This window comes from Janthinobacterium sp. SUN120 (assembly GCF_030397735.1).
GTDB lineage: Bacteria > Pseudomonadota > Gammaproteobacteria > Burkholderiales > Burkholderiaceae_D > Janthinobacterium > Janthinobacterium kumbetense.
Genome location: NZ_JAPUBW010000001.1, coordinates 2,184,624 through 2,206,003, shown reverse-complemented (window position 1 = coordinate 2,206,003; position 21,380 = coordinate 2,184,624). Strand labels below are relative to the sequence as shown.

At 62.6% G+C, this 21,380-nt stretch carries 11 protein-coding genes; 10 read left to right on the top strand and 1 reads right to left on the bottom strand.

Going from position 1 to position 21,380, the window contains the following annotated elements; all coding sequences use genetic code 11:
- The first annotated feature begins 24 nt into the window (after positions 1-24).
- The 4 genes from O0879_RS09680 to O0879_RS09665 all read left to right on the top strand — a co-directional run bounded on the left by O0879_RS09680 (position 25) and on the right by O0879_RS09665 (position 13,134).
- Positions 25-7,881 (top strand): YDG domain-containing protein, encoded by a 7,857-nt coding sequence (locus O0879_RS09680; protein ID WP_289916117.1) that lies wholly within the window; start codon positions 25-27, stop codon positions 7,879-7,881.
- A gap of 155 nt (positions 7,882-8,036) precedes the next feature.
- Entirely contained in the window at positions 8,037-8,879 is an 843-nt protein-coding gene (locus tag O0879_RS09675; protein WP_289916116.1) for a sulfotransferase, read from the top strand.
- A gap of 288 nt (positions 8,880-9,167) precedes the next feature.
- Positions 9,168-10,655: a glycoside hydrolase family 19 protein gene (locus tag O0879_RS09670; protein WP_289916114.1), complete on the top strand. Its 1,488-nt coding sequence runs from the start codon at positions 9,168-9,170 to the stop codon at positions 10,653-10,655.
- A 112-nt stretch (positions 10,656-10,767) separates the two neighbouring features.
- Entirely contained in the window at positions 10,768-13,134 is a 2,367-nt protein-coding gene (locus O0879_RS09665) for a glycosyl hydrolase family 18 protein (RefSeq protein WP_289911892.1), read from the top strand.
- A 79-nt stretch (positions 13,135-13,213) separates the two neighbouring features.
- On the opposite strand, the gene O0879_RS09660 is transcribed toward O0879_RS09665, so the two are convergent.
- A complete protein-coding gene (locus tag O0879_RS09660; protein WP_289916113.1) occupies positions 13,214-14,482 on the bottom strand; it encodes a carbohydrate porin in 1,269 nt (422 codons plus the stop codon).
- A 310-nt stretch (positions 14,483-14,792) separates the two neighbouring features.
- On the opposite strand from O0879_RS09660, the gene O0879_RS09655 reads away from it, so the two are divergent.
- From O0879_RS09655 to O0879_RS09630, 6 genes are all read left to right on the top strand, one after another.
- Entirely contained in the window at positions 14,793-16,097 is a 1,305-nt protein-coding gene (locus tag O0879_RS09655; RefSeq protein WP_099664784.1) for a sugar ABC transporter substrate-binding protein, read from the top strand.
- Between the two features lie 101 nt (positions 16,098-16,198).
- Positions 16,199-17,059 (top strand): sugar ABC transporter permease, encoded by an 861-nt coding sequence (locus O0879_RS09650; protein WP_289916112.1) that lies wholly within the window; start codon positions 16,199-16,201, stop codon positions 17,057-17,059.
- A gap of 10 nt (positions 17,060-17,069) precedes the next feature.
- A complete protein-coding gene (locus O0879_RS09645) occupies positions 17,070-17,888 on the top strand; it encodes a carbohydrate ABC transporter permease (RefSeq protein ID WP_034777945.1) in 819 nt (272 codons plus the stop codon).
- 23 nt (positions 17,889-17,911) lie between these two features.
- Entirely contained in the window at positions 17,912-18,961 is a 1,050-nt protein-coding gene (locus tag O0879_RS09640) for an ABC transporter ATP-binding protein (RefSeq protein ID WP_289916111.1), read from the top strand.
- On the top strand, positions 18,961-20,442 hold the full coding sequence (locus O0879_RS09635) for a mannitol dehydrogenase family protein (protein WP_289916109.1): 1,482 nt from the start codon (positions 18,961-18,963) through the stop codon (positions 20,440-20,442). The genes O0879_RS09640 and O0879_RS09635 overlap by 1 nt, the downstream gene beginning before the upstream one ends.
- Before the next feature lie 16 nt (positions 20,443-20,458).
- A complete protein-coding gene (locus O0879_RS09630) occupies positions 20,459-21,376 on the top strand; it encodes an AraC family transcriptional regulator (protein ID WP_251351900.1) in 918 nt (305 codons plus the stop codon).
- Positions 21,377-21,380: the final 4 nt, after the last annotated feature.

Here is a 21,380-nt window from a genome sequence, read left to right as displayed (position 1 = left end):
GCGGGCCGCGCCATCACGCTGGACGTGGCGGGCGACGGCTTGCTGAACGTGGCGGTGGACCGGGGCGCCGTGGGCGCTCTCGTGAATAACGGCGGCTTGATCCAGGCCGATGGCGGCAGCGTCGTCCTGACGGCGCAGGCGGCGGGCGACTTGCTGAAAACCGTCGTCAACAACACGGGCGTGATCGAGGCGCACAGCATCGACACGCGCGGCGGCACGATCAAGTTGCTGGGCGATATGCAAAGCGGCACGGTGAACGCGGCCGGCACCCTGGACGCCAGCGCGCCTGCGGGCGGCAATGGCGGCTTCATCGACACCTCGGCCGCGCACGTGAAGATCGACGATGCGTTGAAGGTGACGACGGCGTCGGCCAAGGGCTTGTCCGGCACCTGGCTGATCGATCCGACCGACTTCAATATCGCCGTTTCCGGCGGCGACATGACGGGCGCCTTCCTGAGCAACTCCTTGAAGTCGGGCAATGTGCAGATCCAGAGCGTGTCGGGCGGCAGCGGCACGCAAGGCAATATCAACGTCAACGACAATATCAACTGGACGGCCAACAAGCTGACCCTGACGGCGCAAAACAATATCAACATCAACAAGGCCATGCGCGGCGCGGGCACGGCCAGCCTGGCCCTCGAATATGGCCAGAGCGCGCTCGCGGCCGGCAATCTGTCCACCTATAACGTCAAGGCGGAAGTCGATTTGCCATCGGGCAATAATTTCAGCACCAAGCTGGGCAGTAACGGCAGCGTGACCGTGTATCAGGTCATCAACAGCCTGGGCGCTTTCAACAGCACGAGCGGCAACGATGTGCAGGGCATGCAGGGCAATTTGTCCGGCAACTATGTGCTGGGCAGTAATATCGATGCCAGCGCCACGGCCAGCTGGGACATTGGCAAGGGATTTGTACCGATCGGCAGCGCCGGGACGCCCTTCACGGGCAAGTTTGACGGCCTGGGGCATGAGCTGTATGGCTTGACCATCAACCGCGCCGAGATGCCTGTGGGGATGTTCGGCAACATCGGTACCGCCGGCAGCGTGCGCAATCTGAGCTTGAGCAATGTCAATATGTCGGGTTCGCAAGCCGTGTTCAGCGCCGCGTATACCGACATCGGCGCGCTGGCGGGGCGCAACAACGGCACCATCGAGAACGTGTCCAGCAGCGGCGCCGTGCATGGTTCCGGCTATATCAACATGGGTGCGCTGGTGGGCACCAATGCCGGCACGCTCAGCAACAGCCGCGCCGCCGGCACCGTCGTTGCCGGCGCGTATGGCGCCGCCGGCGGCCTGGTGGGCGTGAATGCGGCAGGCGGCTTGATCAAGGGCAGTTCCAGCGCCGTGGCCACCACCTCGGCCAATTATTTCGCCGGCGGTCTGGCGGTCTTCAACCGAGGCACGATCAGCGACAGCTACGCCACGGGCGCCATCAGCGTCGGCAGTGCTGGCGGCAGCTATGGCGGCGGCCTGGCCGCCATTAACGACGCCACCGGCGTGGTGACGAACAGCTATGCCACGGGCAATGTCACGGGTGTATCCGGCCTGGGCGGCCTGCTGGGCCGGATAGAGTCGGGTGGCACGGTCGATAACAGCTATGCCACCGGCAATGTGACAGGCACTGGCAATAACATCGGCGGCCTGGTCGGCTTGTCGTATGGCCCGATACGCAACAGCTACGCCACCGGCAATGTGACTGCCAATTCCACCGTGGGTGGTGTCGTCGGCTACAACCTATCGACAATGACGAACGTCTATTACTCTGGCAAGCTCACGGCGGGGGGCGCCAGCGTCGGCATGATCGTCGGCGATAACAACGGCGGCACGGTGACGAATGCCTATTTCGACAAGAGCTTGAATGGCGCGATCGCCGCCATCGGCGTGACTGGCAACGCGGCCACTTCGAACGCGCTGGGCCTGACCAGCGCGCAGATGTTGCAAGGCAGTAATTTCGCAGGTTTCAATTTCACCAACACGGCCGGTGCGGCGGGCAACAACTGGGTGATCGTCAGCGGCGACGGTTCCATCAATGGCGCGAGCGCCGGTACGCGCCCCATGCTGGCGTCGGAGTGGTCGAACACCATCAATTCCACGCACCAGCTGCAATTGATGGCAATGAACAAGGCAGCCAGCTACACGCTGGGCAGCAGCTTTAGCGCGGCAAGCACGGCCGCGAACGGCAACGACGTGTGGGGCAGCACTGGCTTCATCCCGGTCGGTACGGCAGGTTCGGCTTTCACGGGCAGCCTCGATGGCACCGGGCATATTGTTTCCAACCTCAATATTATCAAGTCGGGCGTGGCGGGCGTGGGCTTGTTTGGCGTCGTCGGTAGCGGCGGCGTGATCGCCAATGTGGGCTTGTCTGGCGGCGCAATCAGCGGCGGCGACAACACGGGCGCCCTGGCCGGCAGCAATGCGGGCACGATCAGCGGCAGCTTTGCCACCAGCGCCGTCACGGGCGCCAACAACGTTGGCGGCCTGGTGGGCACGAGTACGGGCACGCTCAAGGATAGCTATGCCAGCGGCGCGGTGACTGGCAGCAGTGGCGCGGGCGGCTTGGTGGGCAGCAACAGCGGCACCGTCGCCACCAGCTATGCGAATGGCAGCGTGAGCGGCGCTGGCGGCGGCCTGGTCGGCGCGGGCGCGGGCAGCGTCACGGGCAGTTACTGGGATACCACGGCCAGCGGCAAGGCAACGAGTGCGGGCGGCACGGACCTGACCACGAGCGGGCTCAAGACGCTGTCGAACTACACGGGCGCCGGCTGGGAATTGGCGCAGATGTGGGTGGTCTACGATGGCCAGAGCGCGCCTTTCCTGCGCTCGTTCATGAAGCAGATCACCGTGCGCGTTTCCTACGACAGCAAGGTGTATGACGGCGTGGCCTACGCGGGAGGCAGCAACAGCGTCAGCTACTCGAACACGGTGGCAGGCGCCAGCCTGCTGGGCACGCCCGTGTATGCGGGCAATGCCGCTGGCGCCGTGAATGCGGGCACGTATGGCGTGTCGGCCAGCGGCCTGTACTCTTCGGGCGGGCAGGCCGGCTATGCGATCAGCTATATCGATGGCGGCCTGGTGATCACGCCCAAGTCCGTCACCCTGAATGGCGCGGCCGTGAGCGGCAAGGTGTACGACGGCACCACCACGGCTTCCATCAGCGGCACCCTGAGCGGCGTGCTGGCCGGCGACCTGGCCAATGTGAGCTCGACCGTGAATGGCACGTATGCGAGCAAGAATGCGGGCAACGGCATTGCCGTGACGATCGACGCCGCCCTGGGCGGCAGCGCCGGCGGCAATTATGCGCTCGCGCCTGTCGTTGGCTTGACGGGGGATATCAGCAAGGCCACCATCAGCGCCGTGACCGGCATCGTCGCCGGCAACAAGACGTATGACGGCAGCGCCAACGCCAGCCTCAACACGGCGGGCGCCACGTTTGCGGGCATGGTGGGCGGCGACAGCCTGAGCGTATCGGGCGCCAGCGGCAGCTTCGGCGACAAGAATGCGGGCAACGGCAAGACGGTCAGCATCAGCGGTATTGTTCTGGGCGGCACGGACGCGGGCAACTACAACCTGACCGGCACCACGGCCAGCAGCACAGCCGATATCGGCAAGGCCACCATCGCCAGCGTGGGCGGCATCGTGGCCGGCAACAAGACGTATGACGGCAGCGCCGCCGCCAGCCTGAACACGGCAGGGGCCACGTTTGCGGGCATGGTGGGCGGCGACAGCCTGACGGTGTCGGGCGCCAGCGGCAGCTTCGTCGACAAGAATGCCGCCAACGGCAAGACGGTCAATATCAGCGGCATGACCTTGGGCGGCACGGACGCCGATAACTATACTTTGGCCAGCAGCACGGCCAGCACGACTGCCAACATCAGCAAGGCCACTATCAATGGCGTGACCGGCATCGTTGCTGAAAATAAAGTGTATGACGGCAATGCCACTGCCAGCCTGAACGCGGCGGGCGCCGCATTTGCCGGCATGGTGGGCGGCGACAGCCTGACGGTCTCGGGCGCCAGCGGCAGCTTTGCCGACAAGAATGCCGCCAGCGGCAAGACCGTCAGCATCAGCGGCATCGCGCTGGGTGGCACGGACGCGGGCAACTACAACCTGGCCAGCAGCACGGCCAGCAGCACAGCCGATATCGGCAAGGCCACCATCAGCGGCGTGGCCGGCATCGTAGCCGGCAACAAGGTGTATGACGGCAGCGCTGCCGCCAGCCTGAATACGGCGGGCGCCTCGTTTACGGGCATGGTGGGCGGCGACAGCCTGACGGTGTCGGGCGCCAGCGGCAGCTTCGTCGACAAGAACGCCGCCAACGGCAAGACGGTCAATGTCAGCGGCATCACCTTGGGCGGCACGGATGCGGGCAACTACAACCTGACCAGCAGCACGGCCAGCAGCAGCGCTAATATCAGCAAGGCCACCATCAATGGCGTGACCGGCATCGTTGCTGAAAATAAAGTGTATGACGGCAATGCCACTGCCAGCCTGAATACGGCGGGCGCCGCATTTGCCGGCATGGTGGCCGGCGACAGCTTGAGCGTGTCGGGCGCCAGCGGTAGCTTTGCCGACAAGAATGCGGGCAATGGCAAGACGGTCAGCATCAGCGGCATCGCGCTGGGCGGCACGGATGCGGGTAATTACAACCTGACCGGCAGCACGGCCAGCAGCAGCGCCGATATCGCCAAGGCCACCATCGCCAGCGTGAGCGGCTTGGCGGCCGGCAACAAAGTGTATGACGGCAGCATGGCCGCCAGCCTGAACACGGCAGGCGCCGCTTTCAGCGGCATGGTGGCCGGCGACAACCTGACAGTGTCCAACGCGGTCGGCACGTTCAGCGACAAGAACGCCGGCAATGGCAAGGTCGTCAATGTCAGCGGCATCGTGCTGGGCGGCACGGATGCCGGCAATTACAACCTGGCCAGCGACACGGCCGCCAGCAGCGCCAATATCAGCGCCAAGGCGTTGACGTTGACGGGCTTGAGTGGCGGCAATAAAGTCTACGACGGCACGGCCAATGCGAGCCTGGCCGGCGGCGCCTTGAATGGCCTGATCAACTCGGAAACCCTGGCCTTTATCGTCCAGGGCGCCAGCTACAGCGACAAGAACGCGGGCACGGGCAAGACCATTACGGTTGGCGGCGTGACCTTGAGCGATGGCACTGGTCTGGCCAGCAACTACACGCTGAGTGCGCCTGCCAGCCTGACGGGGGATATCGCGAAGGCAACGATTTCCGGCATTAGCGGTTTGACTGCCCTGGACAAGGTCTATAACGGCAACCTCAACGTCAGTCTCAGCCCCAGCTCGGCCGTGATTAATGGCAAGATTGCTGGCGACGATGTGCGGCTGTTCAGTGCGAGCGGCGCATTTACGGATAAAAACGTGGGCAGCAACAAGGCCGTCAATATTAGCAATATCGCCTTGTCCGGCAGCGACGTGGGAAATTATATTTTCACTAATAATTCTGCCACTGCCACGGCCAATATCACGCCCAAGGCCGTCACGCTTTCCGGCGTGACGGCAGGCAATAAGGTCTACGATGGCACGACGGCGGCCGTGTTGTCGGGCGGAACCTTGAGCGGCATGGTCGCGGGTGAAACGCTGGGCTTCAGCGGCGGCGTCGGCACGTTCAGCGACAAGAACGCGGGCACGGGCAAGCTGGTCACGATCAGCGGCACTGTCTTGCAGGACGGCACTGGCCTGGCCAGCAATTACACCTTCAGCAGCCCGGGCAATGTGAATGCCGACATCAGCAAGGCAAGCATTAGCGGCGTGACGAACGTGGGCGTCAATAACAAGACTTACGACGGCCTGGCGGATGCCACGCTCACCGGCGCGGCGACCTTCAATGGCAAGATTGGCAACGACAGCCTGACGCTGGCCGGCAATGGCGCCTTCAGCGACAAGAATGCGGGTACCGGCAAGACTGTCAATGTGAGCGGCATCACCCTCGCTGGCGCCGATGCGGGTAACTACAACCTTGTCAGCACTGTTGCCAGCAGCACGGCCGACATCGCCAAGGCGGACATCAGCAGCGTGACGAATGTGGGCGTCAACAACAAGATCTACGATGGCTTGACCACGGCCACGCTCAATGGCGCGGCTATCTTCAACGGCAAGATCAGCGGCGATGTGCTGACGTTGGCCGGCAGCGGCGCCTTCGGCGACAAGAATGCGGGCACGGGCAAGACGGTGACGGTCAGCGGCATCACCCTCGGTGGCGCTGATGCGGGCAACTACAATCTTGTCAGCAATGCCTCCAGCGGCACGGCCGATATCGGCAAGGCAACTATCGGCAGCGTGACGGACGTGGGCGTGAACAGCAAGACTTACGATGGCTTGAGCACGGCCACGCTGAACGGCGCGGCGACCTTCAATGGCAAGATCGGCGGCGATACGCTGGCGCTGGCCGGCACCAGTGCCTTCAGCGACAAGAATGCGGGCACGGGCAAGACGGTGGCGATCAGCGGCATCACGCTTGCTGGCGCCGATGCGGGCAACTACATTCTGGTTAGCAATACCGCCAGTGGCACGGCCGATATCACGCCAAAAGCCCTGACGGTCGTGGGCCAGCTGGCGGGCGACAAGGTGTATGACGGCAATGCGTTGGCGCAGCTGAGCGGCAGCAGCCTGGCCGGCCTGGTGGCGGGCGAAACCCTGGCCATCGCCGGACAGACGGCAGCGTTTGGCGACAAGAACGCGGGCAATGCCAAGGCCGTGACGGTCAGCGGCACCACCTTGCTGGACGGCTCCGGCTTGGCCAGCAACTACACGGTCAGCAATCCCACAGGCTTGACGGCCAACATCACGCCGGCGTCCATCAGCGCCATTTCCGGCATCGTGGCAGCGAACAAGGTGTACGACGGCAGCACGGCAGCCAGCCTGAACCTGGCGGGCGCCAGCTTCAATGGCATGGTGGCTGGCGACGCCTTGAGCCTGGCTGGCGGCCCCGTCCTTGGCGCATTCGGCGACAAGAATGCCGCAACGGGCAAGACCGTGACCATCAGCGGTCTGGGCCTGGGCGGCGCCGATGCAGGCAACTATGTGCTGGCCAGCAACATGGCCAGTGCCACGGCGGATATCACGCCAGCCACCCTGACGGTGAGCGCCAGCGGCGTCAACAAGGTGTATGACGCCACGACGAATGCCGTCGTCTCCCTGCGCGACAACCGTATCGGCAATGATCAGCTGAGTATTGCCAGCAATGGCGCAAGCTTCGGCGACAAGAATGCGGGCGTGGGCAAGACGGTGACGGTGGCAGGCATACGCCTGAGCGGCGCGGACGCGGGCAATTACGTGGTCAACGGCACCGCCAGCACCACGGCCACGATTACGCAGGCAGCGTTGACGGTGAAGGTCGATAACGCTGAAAAAGACCAGGGACGCGCCAATCCCGACTTCAGCGCCGGCTACAGCGGCTTGCTCGGTGGCGATACGCTGGCCGCTGAAGTGAGCGGCAAGCTGGTGTTCGGCACGCCAGCGACGACGGCTTCCGCGGCAGGCAGTTATCTGGTGTCGGCATCGGGCCAGGCGTCGACCAACTACGCGCTGAACTATGTTGACGGCGTGCTGACAGTCAAGCCGACGGAAGCGCTGCAAAGCGCGGTCGCGAACGTGATTGCGGCTGTTGCCGTGGCGCCGTCGCAGGGCAATATGGTGCAGGCCGACATGATCGCCAGCGGCGAGGCGGCGCCAGGCAAGTCCGCCGCCACGCAGGATGCGCCGCGCGAGGCAGAGCAGGGCGCCGCGGGCAGCGCACCGGTGGTGCAGCTGGCGGGCAATGTCGTCAACAATGTCCTGCCAGGCTTGCGCCTGAGCGTGGTCGATAGCGGGCTGCGCCTGCCGGTCGAAGCTGGCGGCAACACGCGCCAGGATAGCCAGTAAAGCACGCTGCGTCTCCTTGCGGGGACGCCGGAAATGCCGCTTCGTGTTTCGAAGCGGCATTTTTTATGCCACCGCGCCGTTGCAACGCTCATATAATTGCTGCACCATCGTTGTTTTCCATCAGAAGCGCAGCGCCGAACTGAAAGTACAATCGCATGACATCCAATTTCATCGGCGTGGCCGGCCTGCCGCGCGCCGGTTCCACCTTGCTGTGCCAGTTGCTGGCGCAGCATCCCGACCTGCATTGCGAAGGCAATAGTTCGCCTCTGTGCAACGCCTTGCTGGGCATGCGGCGCATGGTCAGCGACGATGCTTTCTTCCTGTCGCAACTCGATACGACATTCGAGACCAGCTACGGTCACCTGAAAACGGCCATGCAGGGTTTCTTGCGCGGCTGGTACCAGGACTGCGGCAAGCAGGGTGTGGTCGACAAGAACCGCGCCTGGCTGCACTGCGTGGAAATGCTGCTGCAACTGGCGCCGGAAGCGAAAATCATCGTTTGCGTGCGCGAACTGGGGCAAGTCTACGGCTCCATCGAGGCCCAGCACCAGCGCACCATCCTGCTCGACTTCGTCGATCACCTGGCCGACTTCGACCGCCTGGGGCGGGCCGACATGCTGTTTGCCAAGGACCGCACCATTGGTGCCCCATTGAGTTCGCTGCATGCCGTGCTGGACCTGCCCATCGAGGTGCAGCAGAAACTGTATTTCGTGCGCTTCGAGGACTTGATGGCGCGGCCCGTGGAATGCATGTCGCACTTGTATACATGGCTGGGGCTGTCGCCCTTCCAGATCGACCCGCAGGCGCTGGCGGTCGGCATCCAGGAAAGCGACAGCCACTACCGCATGAAATACACGCACCGCCAGCAAGCCACCATCAGTGCGCCCAAACAGCATGCGATTCCGCCGCGCATCCAGGCGCAAATCGAAAGTGCGTACGGCTGGTTTTATGAGCTGTATTATCCGGAAAGAGTGCAGGCGACGCCGAAACCGGCCTGATTCTGGCGCGGCAGTGCTAATACCACTTGCCGCGCCATCGCTTGCGCGGTATTGCCGCTACCGCTCGCAGAATCTTCTTTTTTTCCTTTCCTCATTCTTCGCCTGCCACAGCGTGGCCAGACCGCCTGAAGTCACTGGTATTGTAAAAAACACCGTTATATAAAACCACTTGACTACCAATTTTTAGCGTCGCATTCTCTGTGCAGAAAGCCGACGCTTCGCTGTGCTTTCTTTACGTACAACATAAAAGCTACTTTGATAGTTTTCGTATAACGTTCAGGAGACATTGTGAAGACACGGCAAATTAGCCGGCTGGCCTCGCCTTTGATGGCTGGCCTGCTGGGCAGCGCGCTGCTCGCTTGCGGCGGCAATTCCACCACCGAACCCCCATCGACCCTGCTGGCCGCCACGGCCGCCAGCGACAGTTGCGCGGCCTGGAGCGCCGCTGCCGTCTACACGGCGGGCCAGTGCGCCGTCTACGACGGCAAGGTGTACCGGGCCAAATGGTGGGTGCAGGGCACGGCGCCGAACAACGACCAGTGGGGACCGTGGAGCCTCGATAGCACCACGCCGACGCCGACTCCCACGCCGACCCCGACCCCGACCCCGACCCCGACCCCGACCCCGACACCGACACCGACTCCCACCCCGACGCCCACTCCAACACCGACGCCTACGCCCGGCATTCCCACCAAGGCCCAGGCCGAAGCGAACGAGGCGGCGCTGACGAATAACGATTTCTTCCGCAAGGTCAAGGCATCGATCCGTACCCTGGGCAATGCGGCCGTCGAAGCCGTGCAGCCCGGCCTGGCCAGCAATCCCCTCAATGTCAAGCGCGTCGAGCGCCTGTTGCCGGCGGCGAAGTGGGATTACTATTTTGCCGCGCGCGACGCCAGCTATACGTACCAGCGCTTCCTGCAAGCGGTGGCCAAGTTCCCCGCCGTGTGCGACGACTACAGCGACGGGCGCAATGCGGACGCCATCTGCCGCCACAGCCTGGCGACCATGTTCGCCCATTTCGGGCAGGAAACGGGCGACCACAACGCCAGCAGCCCGCTGCCGCAATGGCGCCAGGGCTTGAAGTATTTGCGCGAACTGGGCTGCGACGAAACGGGCGCCGGCTGCGGTTACAACATCGAGTGCGCCGATCCCGTCTTCAACAAGGTGTGGACCTGCGGCAAGAACGCCGACGGCAGCTTCAAGAAGTATTTCGGCCGTGGCGCCAAGCAACTGTCGTACAACTACAACTATGGGCCGTTTTCGCAAGCCATGCATGACGGCGATCAATCCGTGCTGCTGAAAAATCCGGACCTGGTGGCCTCGACGTGGCTGAACCTGGCGTCGGCCACCTTCTTCTTCGTTTATCCGCAACCGCCGAAACCGTCGATGCTGCACGTGCTCGATGGCACGTGGGTGCCGAACGCGGCCGATACGACGGCTGGCGCGGGCAATAACTTTGCCACCACCATCATGATCATCAACGCCGAATGCGGACAGGGCACGGAAAAGCAGGCCGCGCAAAACCGCATCGATTACTACAAGCAATTTGCCGCCGACATGGGCTGGGATTATTCCGGCGAACAATTGTCTTGCGCCAACATGCAGCGCTTTACCCCGGCCAGTTCCGCCTCCTACAACATCTATTGGGAAAAGAACTGGAGCGCGGGTGGCGAGAACCAATGCCAGCTGGTCAGTTACCAAACCCCGTACAGCGCCTTGCTGGCCGGAAACTACGTGAAATGCGTGGAAGCCAACTGGAATGTGAAGTTGCAGTAGCAGTAAATGCAGGAATAGCCGGCCAGGGATAACAGTTGACAAGAGCCCCTTCAGGGGCCTGCAACAGCTTACAACGTACAACCTGTACAACCATAACGGAGACCAATACAACATGAAATCGAATGCATTATTGATGGCCCTGCTCAGCGGCGTGCTCGTCGCTTGCGGCGGCGGCCAGGAAGGCACGACCGCCACGCCCAACACCTTGCTGGCCGCCGCGGAAGCGTGCGCCGTCTGGGATGCCGCCACCGTCTACACGGGCGGCCAATGCGTGCTGTACCAGGGCGTCACCTACAAGGCCAAGTGGTGGACGCAGGGCAATGTCCCCAGCGCCACCGACCAGTGGGGCCCATGGGCCGTGACGGATACCCCGACACCGACGCCAACGCCAACGCCAACGCCAACGCCGACACCAACGCCGACACCGACACCGACCCCGACACCGACACCGACACCGACCCCGACGCCAACCCCAACCCCAACGCCCACACCGACGCCAACCCCCACGGCTTGCCGTCCGGACGGCTTGATCTCGGCCGTGCCGAATGTGCCGTATTGCAAGGTGTACGACGCGAATGGCCGCGAAGTGCTGGGCAATGGCTTGAACCGGCGCATCGTCGGCTATTTCGCCAGCTGGCGCACGGGCGCCGATGGCAGCCCGACTTACCTGGTGAACAATTTGCCGTGGGACAAGATCACCCACTTGAACTATGCGTTTGCCTCCGTCGATCCGGCCACGTCAAAAATCGCCATCGGCAGCGGCGCGGCCAATCCCGATACGGGCCTCACGTGGCCGAACGTGCCTGCCGCCGCCATGGACCCGTCGCTGCCGTACAAGGGCCACTTCAACTTGCTGTCGCAATACAAGAAGAAGTATCCGGGCGTGAAACTGATGATTTCCGTGGGCGGCTGGGCCGGCAGCGGCGGCTTCTACACGGCCACGACAAACGCGGACGGCAGCATCAACACGGCCGGCATCAACACCCTGGCCGATTCCATGGTGGCCTTCGTGCGCCAGTACAACTTCTTCGATGGCGTTGATGTCGATTACGAACATCCGACGACCAACAATGAAGCAGGCAATCCGAACGACTTCGCCGTCTCGAAACCGCGCCTGGCCGGCCTGATGACGAGCTACAACGTGCTGCTGAAAGTGCTGCGCCAGAAGCTCGACGAAGCGGCCGTGCAGGACAATAAATATTACCTGCTGACCATCGCCGGCTCCGCCTCGGGCTGGGTCTTGCGGGGCGAGGAAAACATGTCGGGATTGAAATATCTCGATTACGCCAGCCTGATGTCGTATGACTTGCACGGCGCGTGGAACCAGTACGTGGGACCGAACGCGGCGCTGTTTGACGACGGCAACGACGGTGAGTTGCGCGCCGGTAACGCCTACCAGTTCCAGAACATCGGCTATCTGAATACGGACTGGGCCTACCGCTATTACCGTGGCGCCATGCAGGCGGGGCGCATCAATATCGGCGTGCCGTTCTACACGCGGGGCTGGAAGGATGTGACGGGTGGCACGAATGGCTTGTGGGGCACGACGCCGTTGATCAGTTCCACGGTCACGTGCGCCGGCACCAAGACGTGCGGCACGGGGGCCACCGGCATCGACAACGTGTGGTACGACCTGGATTCGCAGGGCAAACCGACGCCAGGCGGCGGCAACCCCATCTGGCATGCGCTGAACTTGCAGAACGGTATCGTGCCGAGCTACCTCGATGCGTATAAAGTCACGGACAAGGCGCTGGTGGGCACGTATGTGCCGTATTACAGCAGCACCATGGTGGCGCCGTGGCTGTGGAATGCGACCAAGAAAGTGTTCATTTCCACGGAAACCACGCAGTCGATCGCGGCCAAGGCCCAGTACATTGTCAACAACAATATCGGCGGCGTAATGATCTGGGAAATGGCGGGCGACTATGCCTGGGATGCCACGCGCAATGGCGGCAAGGGCGAGTATTTCATGGGTACCACCCTGACGGACGTGCTGTACCAGGCCTTCCGCACGGCTGGCGCGTATGGCAACAAGCGCGCCGAAATCGCCATGCCGGGCACGGCGGCCAATGTCAGCATCACCCTGGGCGGCTGGAAGCTGGGCGACAACAACTTCCCCATCAATCCGGTGATGACGGTGAAGAACAACACGGCTTCGACCTTGCCGGGCGGCACCGTGGTGGAGTTCGACTATCCCGTCTCGGCGCCGTCGGACATGAGCGACCAGTCCGGCTTCGGCTTGACGGTGATCAATGCCGGCTACACGGGGCCGAACAATATCGGCGGCTTCACGAAGAACTACAACCGGGCCCGCTTTGCGATTCCCGCCTGGCAATCGCTGGCGCCGGGCGGCTCCGTGGCGCTGACCTTGAATTACCGCTTGCCGATCTCGGGACCTGCCAACTACACGGTCACCGTGGGCGGCACCAAGTATGCGCTGACGCAAGAGTATCCGGAATTGCCGGTGGCCTTGCCATAAGTTGAATCCGGTAGTGTAAACAGAGAAGGGCGGAACCGCGGTTCCGCCCTTTTTAGTTTCTGGCGTTAGTTAAGCTGGCTTAGAACCACGTCTCGACCTGGAAGCCGTAGGACGTGCCGCTGGTATTGTTGTTGTAGATCGGGCCGCCGTTGTTCGACGCGTTGACCGAGGCGGTGGCCGCATCGTTCCATTTGCCGTAGGTCACGAAAGCGCGCAGCTCAGGACGCGACCACAGGCCAGGACCGGCCGAGATCGTCGGCGCGATGGTCAGCTTGGTCAGGCGCTTGGCCGGCAGGCCGCCCGCTTGCGTCACGCGGTCCGTGCCCAGTTCGCCCACCAGCTTGAAGTTGTCGGTGAACGCGTACACGGGACGCACGCCGACCGAGGTCCAGGTCGACGAACCTTTGGCGTTCGACTCGTCTTTTTGCCACAGGGCGACGAATTCCATGCCGAAGTTGGCCATCGGCTGGATCGCCATGTCATTGAAGATGCGCGTGCGTTTCACGTCCGAACCGAAATTGGTGTCGCCCGAAGCGCCGAACTGCGCACCCTGGCCGGTGCCGGGACCGACGCCGTACTGCACGCCGAAGGTATTGCCGCCGCCAAACACTTTACCTTGACGGTGGAAGGCCGACAGCTGCCAGCCATTATTGCGCTTGCCAGTGGCGACGTCATCCTTGCCTTCGCCGATGATGTAGGTCGCGGCCAGGTCCAGGGTGCCGTTTTCATTGACGGGAATCTCGCCGTAGATGAAGTTCTGGCGTACGGCCGATTTGGTGTTGACGCCGCCGTTCGGTAACGCGACCTTGACGTCGTTGTCCTTGAAGAAGGCATACGAGAATTTACCAGGACCAGCAGGAATGCGGTCCAGGCCGGCGCCCGTGCCGTTCATATTGATGTATTGCAAGTCCAGCATGTGGATGTCAGGACGGTAGTAGAAGCGTTTGCCGATCCAGGCCGTGCCGCCGTTCAGGAAATCGAGTCCCTGCGCTTCGACGTAGGCCTTGACGATGCCCAGCTTGTTGTCGCCGAAATCCGAGTTTGGCGCATAAGCGTTGACCCAGATGGTGGCCAGGTAGTTCACGCCGCCGGACTTGGCGACGGATTTTGTGTAGCCGAATTCCGTGTAGGCGTCGCACTCATTGCCCAGACGGTATTTCATGGTATTGCCACCCAGGCCGAAGCAGCCTTGCGAACCGCCGTCGCCCGACGTATTGCTGCCGGCGCCTGCGCGCAGGTAGCCGTGGAAGCCTTCGGAGTCGGATGGGTACATCGGGTCGGCCATGGCGGAAGCGCTGGCGATGGCGAGGAGCAGGGCAGGCAAGGTTTTCAAGGCAGTGCGGTTCATGCGGTCTCCAGAAAAATGTAGGTGGTAGCGGTGGCACCCCGGAAGGCTGTCACCGCACACGGTCTAATGCCGAAAACCAAGTCTAGCAGCGCTTTTTTAACCACCCTGATACAAAACGAACAAGTGACGATACTTTCTTTCAAAGTGTTGTTTTTATCCAATGTCGATACTCTTGCGCATAGTGGGCTTGCAAAGGAGTATCGAATTGCGGTTTTGGAGTATCAGAAAGTATCAAAGTCTGGTGCTACATTGTGGTCGTGGTGCTAAGTACCTGAGCATTGCCAACGACAAAAAACACTGGAGACACACAATGAAACGTTCCGCCATTGCCGCGCTGTGCGCCGGCTTCCTCAGTTCGTCCGCCTTCGCCGCAACCGACCTCGTCATCGCCACCGTCAACAATGGCCACATGATCGAAATGCAAAAGCTCAGCAAGTTCTTCGAGCAAGCCAATCCCGACATCAAGCTCAAATGGGTGACTCTGGAAGAGGGCGTCTTGCGCCAGCGCATGACCACCGATATCGCCACCAAGGGCGGCCAGTTCGACGTGATGACCATCGGCCTGTATGAAACGCCCATCTGGGGCAAGAAAAACTGGTTGATCCCCATCAAGCCTGACGCCAAATACGATATCGACGACTTGCTGCCCGCCATACGCGAAGGCCTCTCCGGCGACGGCAAGCTGTACGCGTCGCCGTTCTATGGCGAAAGCTCGATGATCATGTACCGCAGCGACCTGGTGAAAAAAGCCGGCGTGACGATCGAGGACCGTCCTTCCTGGAACCAGTTGCGTGACGTGGCGGCCAAGCTGCACGATCCGGCCAACGGCGTGTACGGCATCTGCCTGCGCGGCAAGCCGGGTTGGGGCGACAACATGGCGCTGATCACCACCATGGCCAATTCCTATGGCGGCCAGTTGTTCGATATGCAATGGAAGCCGCAATTTACCAGCAAGCCGTGGAAAGACGCGGTCAATATGTATGTCGACCTGATGAAGAAATACGGCCCGCCGGGCGCGGCCGCCAACAGCTTCAATGAAAACCTGGCGCTGTTTAACCAGGGCAAATGTGGCATCTGGATCGATGCGACCATCGCCGCCTCCTTCATCACCGACCCAAAGCAAAGCAAGGTGGCCGACAAGGTGGCGTTCGCCCAGTCGCCCGTGGGCGTGACGGAGCGGGGCGCCAACTGGCTGTGGATCTGGTCGCTGGCCATCCCGTCCAGCTCGAAGCACCCGAACGAGGCGCAGCGCTTCATCAACTGGGCCACCTCGCCCGACTACGTGAAACTGGTTGCCAAGGAAACGAGCTGGGCCAACGTGCCGACGGGCACGCGCAAGTCGACGTATGCGAGCCCCGAGTTCCAGAAAGTGGCGAAATTTGCCGCCGCCGAAGGCAAGGCCCTGGCCACCACGCGCGCCGTGCAAAGCACCTTGCCGCCGTCGCCGTACGTGGGCGTGCAATTTGCGTCGATTCCCGAATTCCAGGTGATCGGCGTGGCCGCCGGCCAGCAGATGGCGGCGGCGCTGCTGGGCAAGGTGACGGTGGACCAGGCGCTGGAATTGTCGCAGCAGACGGCTGAAAGAGAAATGCGTAAAGGCGGGTACTACAAATAAGACGTCTCCGGTCTTGCTGTGCCATTTGCTTTGTCAACAGGTGATGTGATCGGCCTTGCTGTTCAGCGGGCCGTCACTCCCTCACGTCCCAAGAGTATCCTATGAAACGCATTATCCCCCGGACTTTGCTGACGCCGGCCGTGGTCGCCGTCTCCGTCATTTCCGTGATCCCGCTGCTGATCACCCTGTATTACTCGTTCGTGCGCTATTCGATGCTCGATCCCAGCGGCCATCCTTTCCATGGCCTTGCCAATTTCCACTTTTTCTTTACGGATGCCTCGTTCCTGCCGGCCCTGCAGAACACGTTTACCCTGCTGTTTTCCGTCATGCTGATCACGGTGGTGCTGGGCACGGCGCTGGGCTTGCTGATCAATGAAGCGTTTCCGGGGCGCGCCGTCGTGCGCGTGCTCTTGATTTCGCCGTTTCTCGTCATGCCGGCCGTGAATGCCCTGATGTGGAAGAACATGCTGCTCAACCCGATCTACGGCCTGTTTGCGCAGATCAGCCTGTTCTTTGGCGCCACGCCCGTCGACTGGCTGTCGGCCCACCCCCTGTTTTCCATCATCATGATGGTTTCGTGGCAATGGCTGCCGTTTGCCTGCCTGATCTTCATGACGGCGCTGCAATCGATGGACCGGGAACAGCTGGAAGCGGCGCGCATGGATGGCGCCACGTATCTGCAGCAGTTGCGCTACCTCTACATTCCCCACCTGGGACGCGCCGTCTCGGTGGTGCTGATGATCGAAATGATCTTCTTGCTGTCGATCTTTGCGGAAATCTTTACCACCACGGGCGGCGGTCCCGGCTTCGACACGACCACCATCACTTTCATGATTTACCAGCAGGCACTGCTGTCCTATGACGTGGGAGCGGCCTCGGCCGGCGCCCTGTTCGCCGTGCTCATCGCCAACATCGCCGCCTTCTTCCTGATGCGCGTCATCGGCAAGAATCTGTCGAAATAAGGAGACCTTGATGCATAGCAAACTTAACTTATATGGCCGCACGGCTGCCGCCTGGCTGTTCGCGCTGCTGCTGTTCTTCCCCATCTTCTGGCTGGGCCTGATGGCCTTCAAGACGGAAGGGCAAGCCATTTCCACGCCGCCGCTGCTGTTTTTCACGCCCACGCTCGACAGTTTCCGCGAAGTGCTGGCGCGCGACAATTACTTCGGCTACGCGTGGAATTCGCTGTTTACCAGCGTGCTCTCGACGGCCATCGGCCTCTTGATCGCCATCCCGGCCGCGTATTCGATGGCCTTCTTTCCCACGGGCGGCACCATCGGCTTGCTGAAATTCATGCTCAGCTCGCGCTACATGCCTGGCGTGGGCGCCTTGATGCCGATCTATATTTGCTACCAGTACTTCGGCCTGCTCGACACGCGCATCGGCCTGACCATCATGTTCATGCTGATGAATTTGCCCATCATGATCTGGCTGCTGTACACGAGCATGAAGGAGTTGCCGCGTGAAATCCTGGAAGCGTCGCGCATGGATGGCGCCACCGTGTGGGACGAATTCCGCCACGTCGTGCTGCCCCTGTCCGTGGGCGGCATCGCTTCCACGGCCCTCGTGTGCATGGTGTGGTCGTGGAACGAATCGTTCTGGTCGCTGAACCTGGGCGCGTCCAACGCGGGCACCCTGGCCTGGCTCATCGCTTCATATTCCAGCCCGGAAGGCTTGTTCTGGGCGAAATTGTCGGCCGCTTCCCTGATGGCCATCGCGCCCATCATGGCGCTGGGCTGGTTCTGCCAAAAACAACTGGTGCAGGGCATGACCTTCGGCGCAGTCAAATAAACTACAGAATAGAGACACACATCATGGCTTACCTTCAACTGAGCAATATCGAGAAATTCTTTGGCGAGCACCGCGCCATCAAGGGCATCGACCTGGAAATCCGGCAGGGCGAGTTCGTCGTCTTCGTGGGACCGTCGGGTTGCGGTAAATCAACCCTGCTGCGCCTGATCGCGGGCCTCGAACCGATCGACGGCGGCAAGCTGTCGCTCGACGGGCGCGACATCACGGCGCTGCCATCATCCAAGCGCGACCTGGCGATGGTGTTCCAGTCGTATGCGCTGTACCCGCACATGACGGTGTTCCAGAACATGTCGTTCGCGCTGAAGCTGGCCGGCGTCGATCCGGCCATCATCCGCGAAAAAGTCGACAAGGCGGCCGCCATCCTCGACCTGGGGAAGTACCTGGAACGCACGCCCAAAGAATTGTCGGGCGGCCAGCGCCAGCGCGTGGCCATCGGCCGCGCCATCGTGCGCGACCCGAAAGTGTTCTTGTTCGATGAACCGTTGTCCAACCTCGACGCGGCCCTGCGCGTGCAGACGCGCATCGAGATCGCCAAGCTGCACCGCGAGCTGGGCGCCACCACCATCTATGTCACGCACGACCAGGTCGAGGCGATGACCCTGGCCGACCGCGTGGTGGTGCTGCGCGACGGGCAGATCGAGCAGCATGGCTCGCCGTTGGAACTGTATGACCGTCCCGCCAACCGCTTTGTCGCGCAATTCATCGGCACGCCCAGCATGAACGTGGTGCCCGCCGACGCGGCGCCGCAGCTGCTGGCGCAGGCGGGCAGCGCGGCGCAGGCCGACGGCTTTGTCGGCATCCGTCCCGAACACGTGCACCTGGGAGCGGCGCAGCCGGGCAGCGTGCCCGTCACCGTCGACCTGGTCGAATCGCTGGGCGTGGAAACCCTCACCTATGTGCGCCTGCCGAACAATGTGCAGGTGGTGTCGCGCGGCGCGGAGCGCAGCAGCCTGCAGCCGGGCCAGCAGACGCACCTGACGTTCGAGCCGGGCTTCGTGCATTATTTCGACCGCGCCGGCAAGACCTACGCGGCGGCGAAAGGAGTGCTGTAATGGACGCCATCGCCTTGAACCAGGCAAACCTGGCGCAGTTGCCAGGGACCGTGGCCGTGCCAGCGTTTGCGCGCGGCGCGCTCGTGCCCAGCATCGTGCATATCGGCGTGGGCGGTTTTTTTCGCGCCCACCAGGCCGTGTACCTCGACGACTTGCTGGCGCTCCAAGGCCAGGAGCATGCGCAGTGGGGCTATTGCGGCGTGGGCTTGCTGGCGCATGACGCGGCCATGCGCGACGCCATGCAGGCGCAGGATGGCTTGTACACGGTGGTCGAGCGCAGCGCGGCCGGCGATAGCGCGCGCATCATCGGCAGCATCGCCGAATACCTGTATGCGCCCGACGAGCCGCAAGCCGTGCTGGATAAGCTGGCCGACCCCGGCACGCGCATCGTCGCGCTGACCATCACGGAAGGCGGTTATTACGTGAACCAGGGCACGGGCGAGTTTGACGCCGGTCATGCCGACATTGCGTACGAACTGGCGCACCCGGAGGCGCCGCGCTGCTCGTTCGGCTACCTGGCCGCGGCGCTGGCCCTGCGCCACCAGCGTGGCCTGGCACCGTTTACCATCATGTCCTGCGATAACCTGCAAAACAATGGCGACGTGACGCGCAAGATGCTGCTGGCCTTTGTCGCCCTGCGCGACGTGGAGCTGGCGCGCTGGCTGGCCACGCATGGCAGCTTCCCCAACAGCATGGTCGACCGCATCACGCCGGCCACCACGGATGAACACCGGGCGCTCGTGCGCGAGACCTTCGGCATCGTCGACGCCTGGCCCGTCGTGTGCGAGCCGTTCCGCCAGTGGGTCATCGAAGACGAATTCCCGCAGGGCCGGCCGGCCTGGGAACAGGTGGGCGCGCAGATGACGCACGACGTGCTGCCGTATGAAAAGATGAAGCTGCGCTTGCTCAATGCCAGCCACCAGGCCCTATGCTACATTGGCATGCATCTCGGTTACACGTTTGCGCATGAAGCGATGGGTGACCCTGGCATCCGCGCGCTCGTGCGCCGCATGATGGATGACGAGGTCACGCCCTTGCTCGGCGAAGTGGAAGGCATACATCTGGACAGCTACAAAGACACCCTGATCGAGCGCTTCTCGAATCCGGCCGTGCGCGACCAGCTGGCGCGCATCGGCACGGAAGGTTCGGCGCGCATCCCGAAATTCGTGCTGCCGTCCGTGCGCGAAGCGCTGGCCCGGGGCGGCGCCATCACGCTGTTGGCGTTTACCGTGGCGTGCTGGTTCCGCTACCTGGAAGGCCACGACGAGCAGGGACGCGAGATGCCTTTGAGCGATCCGTACGCGGTGCGCCTGCGCGCGCTGGCGCTGCAGGGCGGGTCGGACGCCGCGGCGCTGCTGTCCTTGCGCGAGCTGTTCGGCGACTTGAGCGACACACCGGCCTTCACGCAGGCGGTGGGGCAGTCGCTGGCCAGCCTGTATGGGCTGGGCGCGCGCGCGGCGCTGGAACAGATCGTCGCCTGACGGGGGAGGGCGTGCCATGCAACGCAAGGCCGAATATCCGCAACCACAGATGGAGCTGGAACAGCAGCGCGACGCGACGCCCGGCTTCGAGCCGAAAGGCAGTTTCGGCTTCATCCGCTACCTGGAGCACGGCTTTCCGAATTCGCTGGTGCGCTGGCATTACCACGACGAGTATGAGCTGCACCTGATCGTCGAGAGCAGCGGCAAGGTGTTTGTCGGCGACTACATCGGCCAGTTCGCGCCCGGCCACCTGGTGCTGACGGGGCCGCGCGTGCCGCACAACTGGGTGTCGCTCGGCACGCCCCCGGAAGGCGTGGCCTTGCGCGACATGGTGATCCAGTTTTCGCACGCGCCGCTGGCGTCGATGGCCGCCGCCATGCCCGAGTTGAAGGATATTTTCCCGCTGCTGCAGCGCGCCCTGCACGGCGTGGAATTCTTTGGCGTCAGCGAACAGTCGCTGCGGCGCTTCCGGCGCATCCGCGACAGCAGCGGCTTGCCGCGCCTGATCGAATTTTTGAGCCTGCTGGGCGAACTGGCGCAGACCAGCGACTACCAGCTGCTGTCGACGGTGCCGATGCAGTCGAGCGACGACGACGTGGCCCTGGCGCGCATCAGCTCCGCCATCAACTTCATCGTGCACAATTACAGCAGCCAGTTTTCGCTGAAACAGCTGGCCGAGCAGGTGGACATGCCCGAGCGGACGTTTTCGCGCTTCTTTCGCCACGCCACGGGCAACAGCTTCACGGACTTCGTCAACCGCCTGCGCATCAACAAGGCGTGCCAGCTGCTGATGGAGACGGAGCGCTATGTCAGCAACATCTGCTACGAGGCGGGATTCAACAACGTGGCCAATTTCAACCGGCGCTTCCTGGAATTGAAGGGCATGACGCCGAAGGAGTTTCGCCAGCAGGCGCTGGGCCGTTTTGGCGAGTGAGGCT

Excerpts from the sequence above, each read along its gene's own strand:
- O0879_RS09640 (WP_289916111.1), top strand. The coding sequence starts at position 17,912 with ATGGCTTACCTTCAACTGAGCAATATCGAGAAATTCTTTGGCGAGCAC.
- O0879_RS09675 (WP_289916116.1), top strand. The coding sequence starts at position 8,037 with ATGACATCCAATTTCATCGGCGTGGCCGGCCTGCCGCGCGCCGGTTCC.
- O0879_RS09660 (WP_289916113.1), bottom strand. The coding sequence starts at position 14,482 with ATGAACCGCACTGCCTTGAAAACCTTGCCTGCCCTGCTCCTCGCCATC.
- O0879_RS09635 (WP_289916109.1), top strand. The coding sequence starts at position 18,961 with ATGGACGCCATCGCCTTGAACCAGGCAAACCTGGCGCAGTTGCCAGGG.
- O0879_RS09655 (WP_099664784.1), top strand. The coding sequence starts at position 14,793 with ATGAAACGTTCCGCCATTGCCGCGCTGTGCGCCGGCTTCCTCAGTTCG.
- O0879_RS09645 (WP_034777945.1), top strand. The coding sequence starts at position 17,070 with ATGCATAGCAAACTTAACTTATATGGCCGCACGGCTGCCGCCTGGCTG.
- O0879_RS09665 (WP_289911892.1), top strand. The coding sequence starts at position 10,768 with ATGAAATCGAATGCATTATTGATGGCCCTGCTCAGCGGCGTGCTCGTC.
- O0879_RS09630 (WP_251351900.1), top strand. The coding sequence starts at position 20,459 with ATGCAACGCAAGGCCGAATATCCGCAACCACAGATGGAGCTGGAACAG.
- O0879_RS09650 (WP_289916112.1), top strand. The coding sequence starts at position 16,199 with ATGAAACGCATTATCCCCCGGACTTTGCTGACGCCGGCCGTGGTCGCC.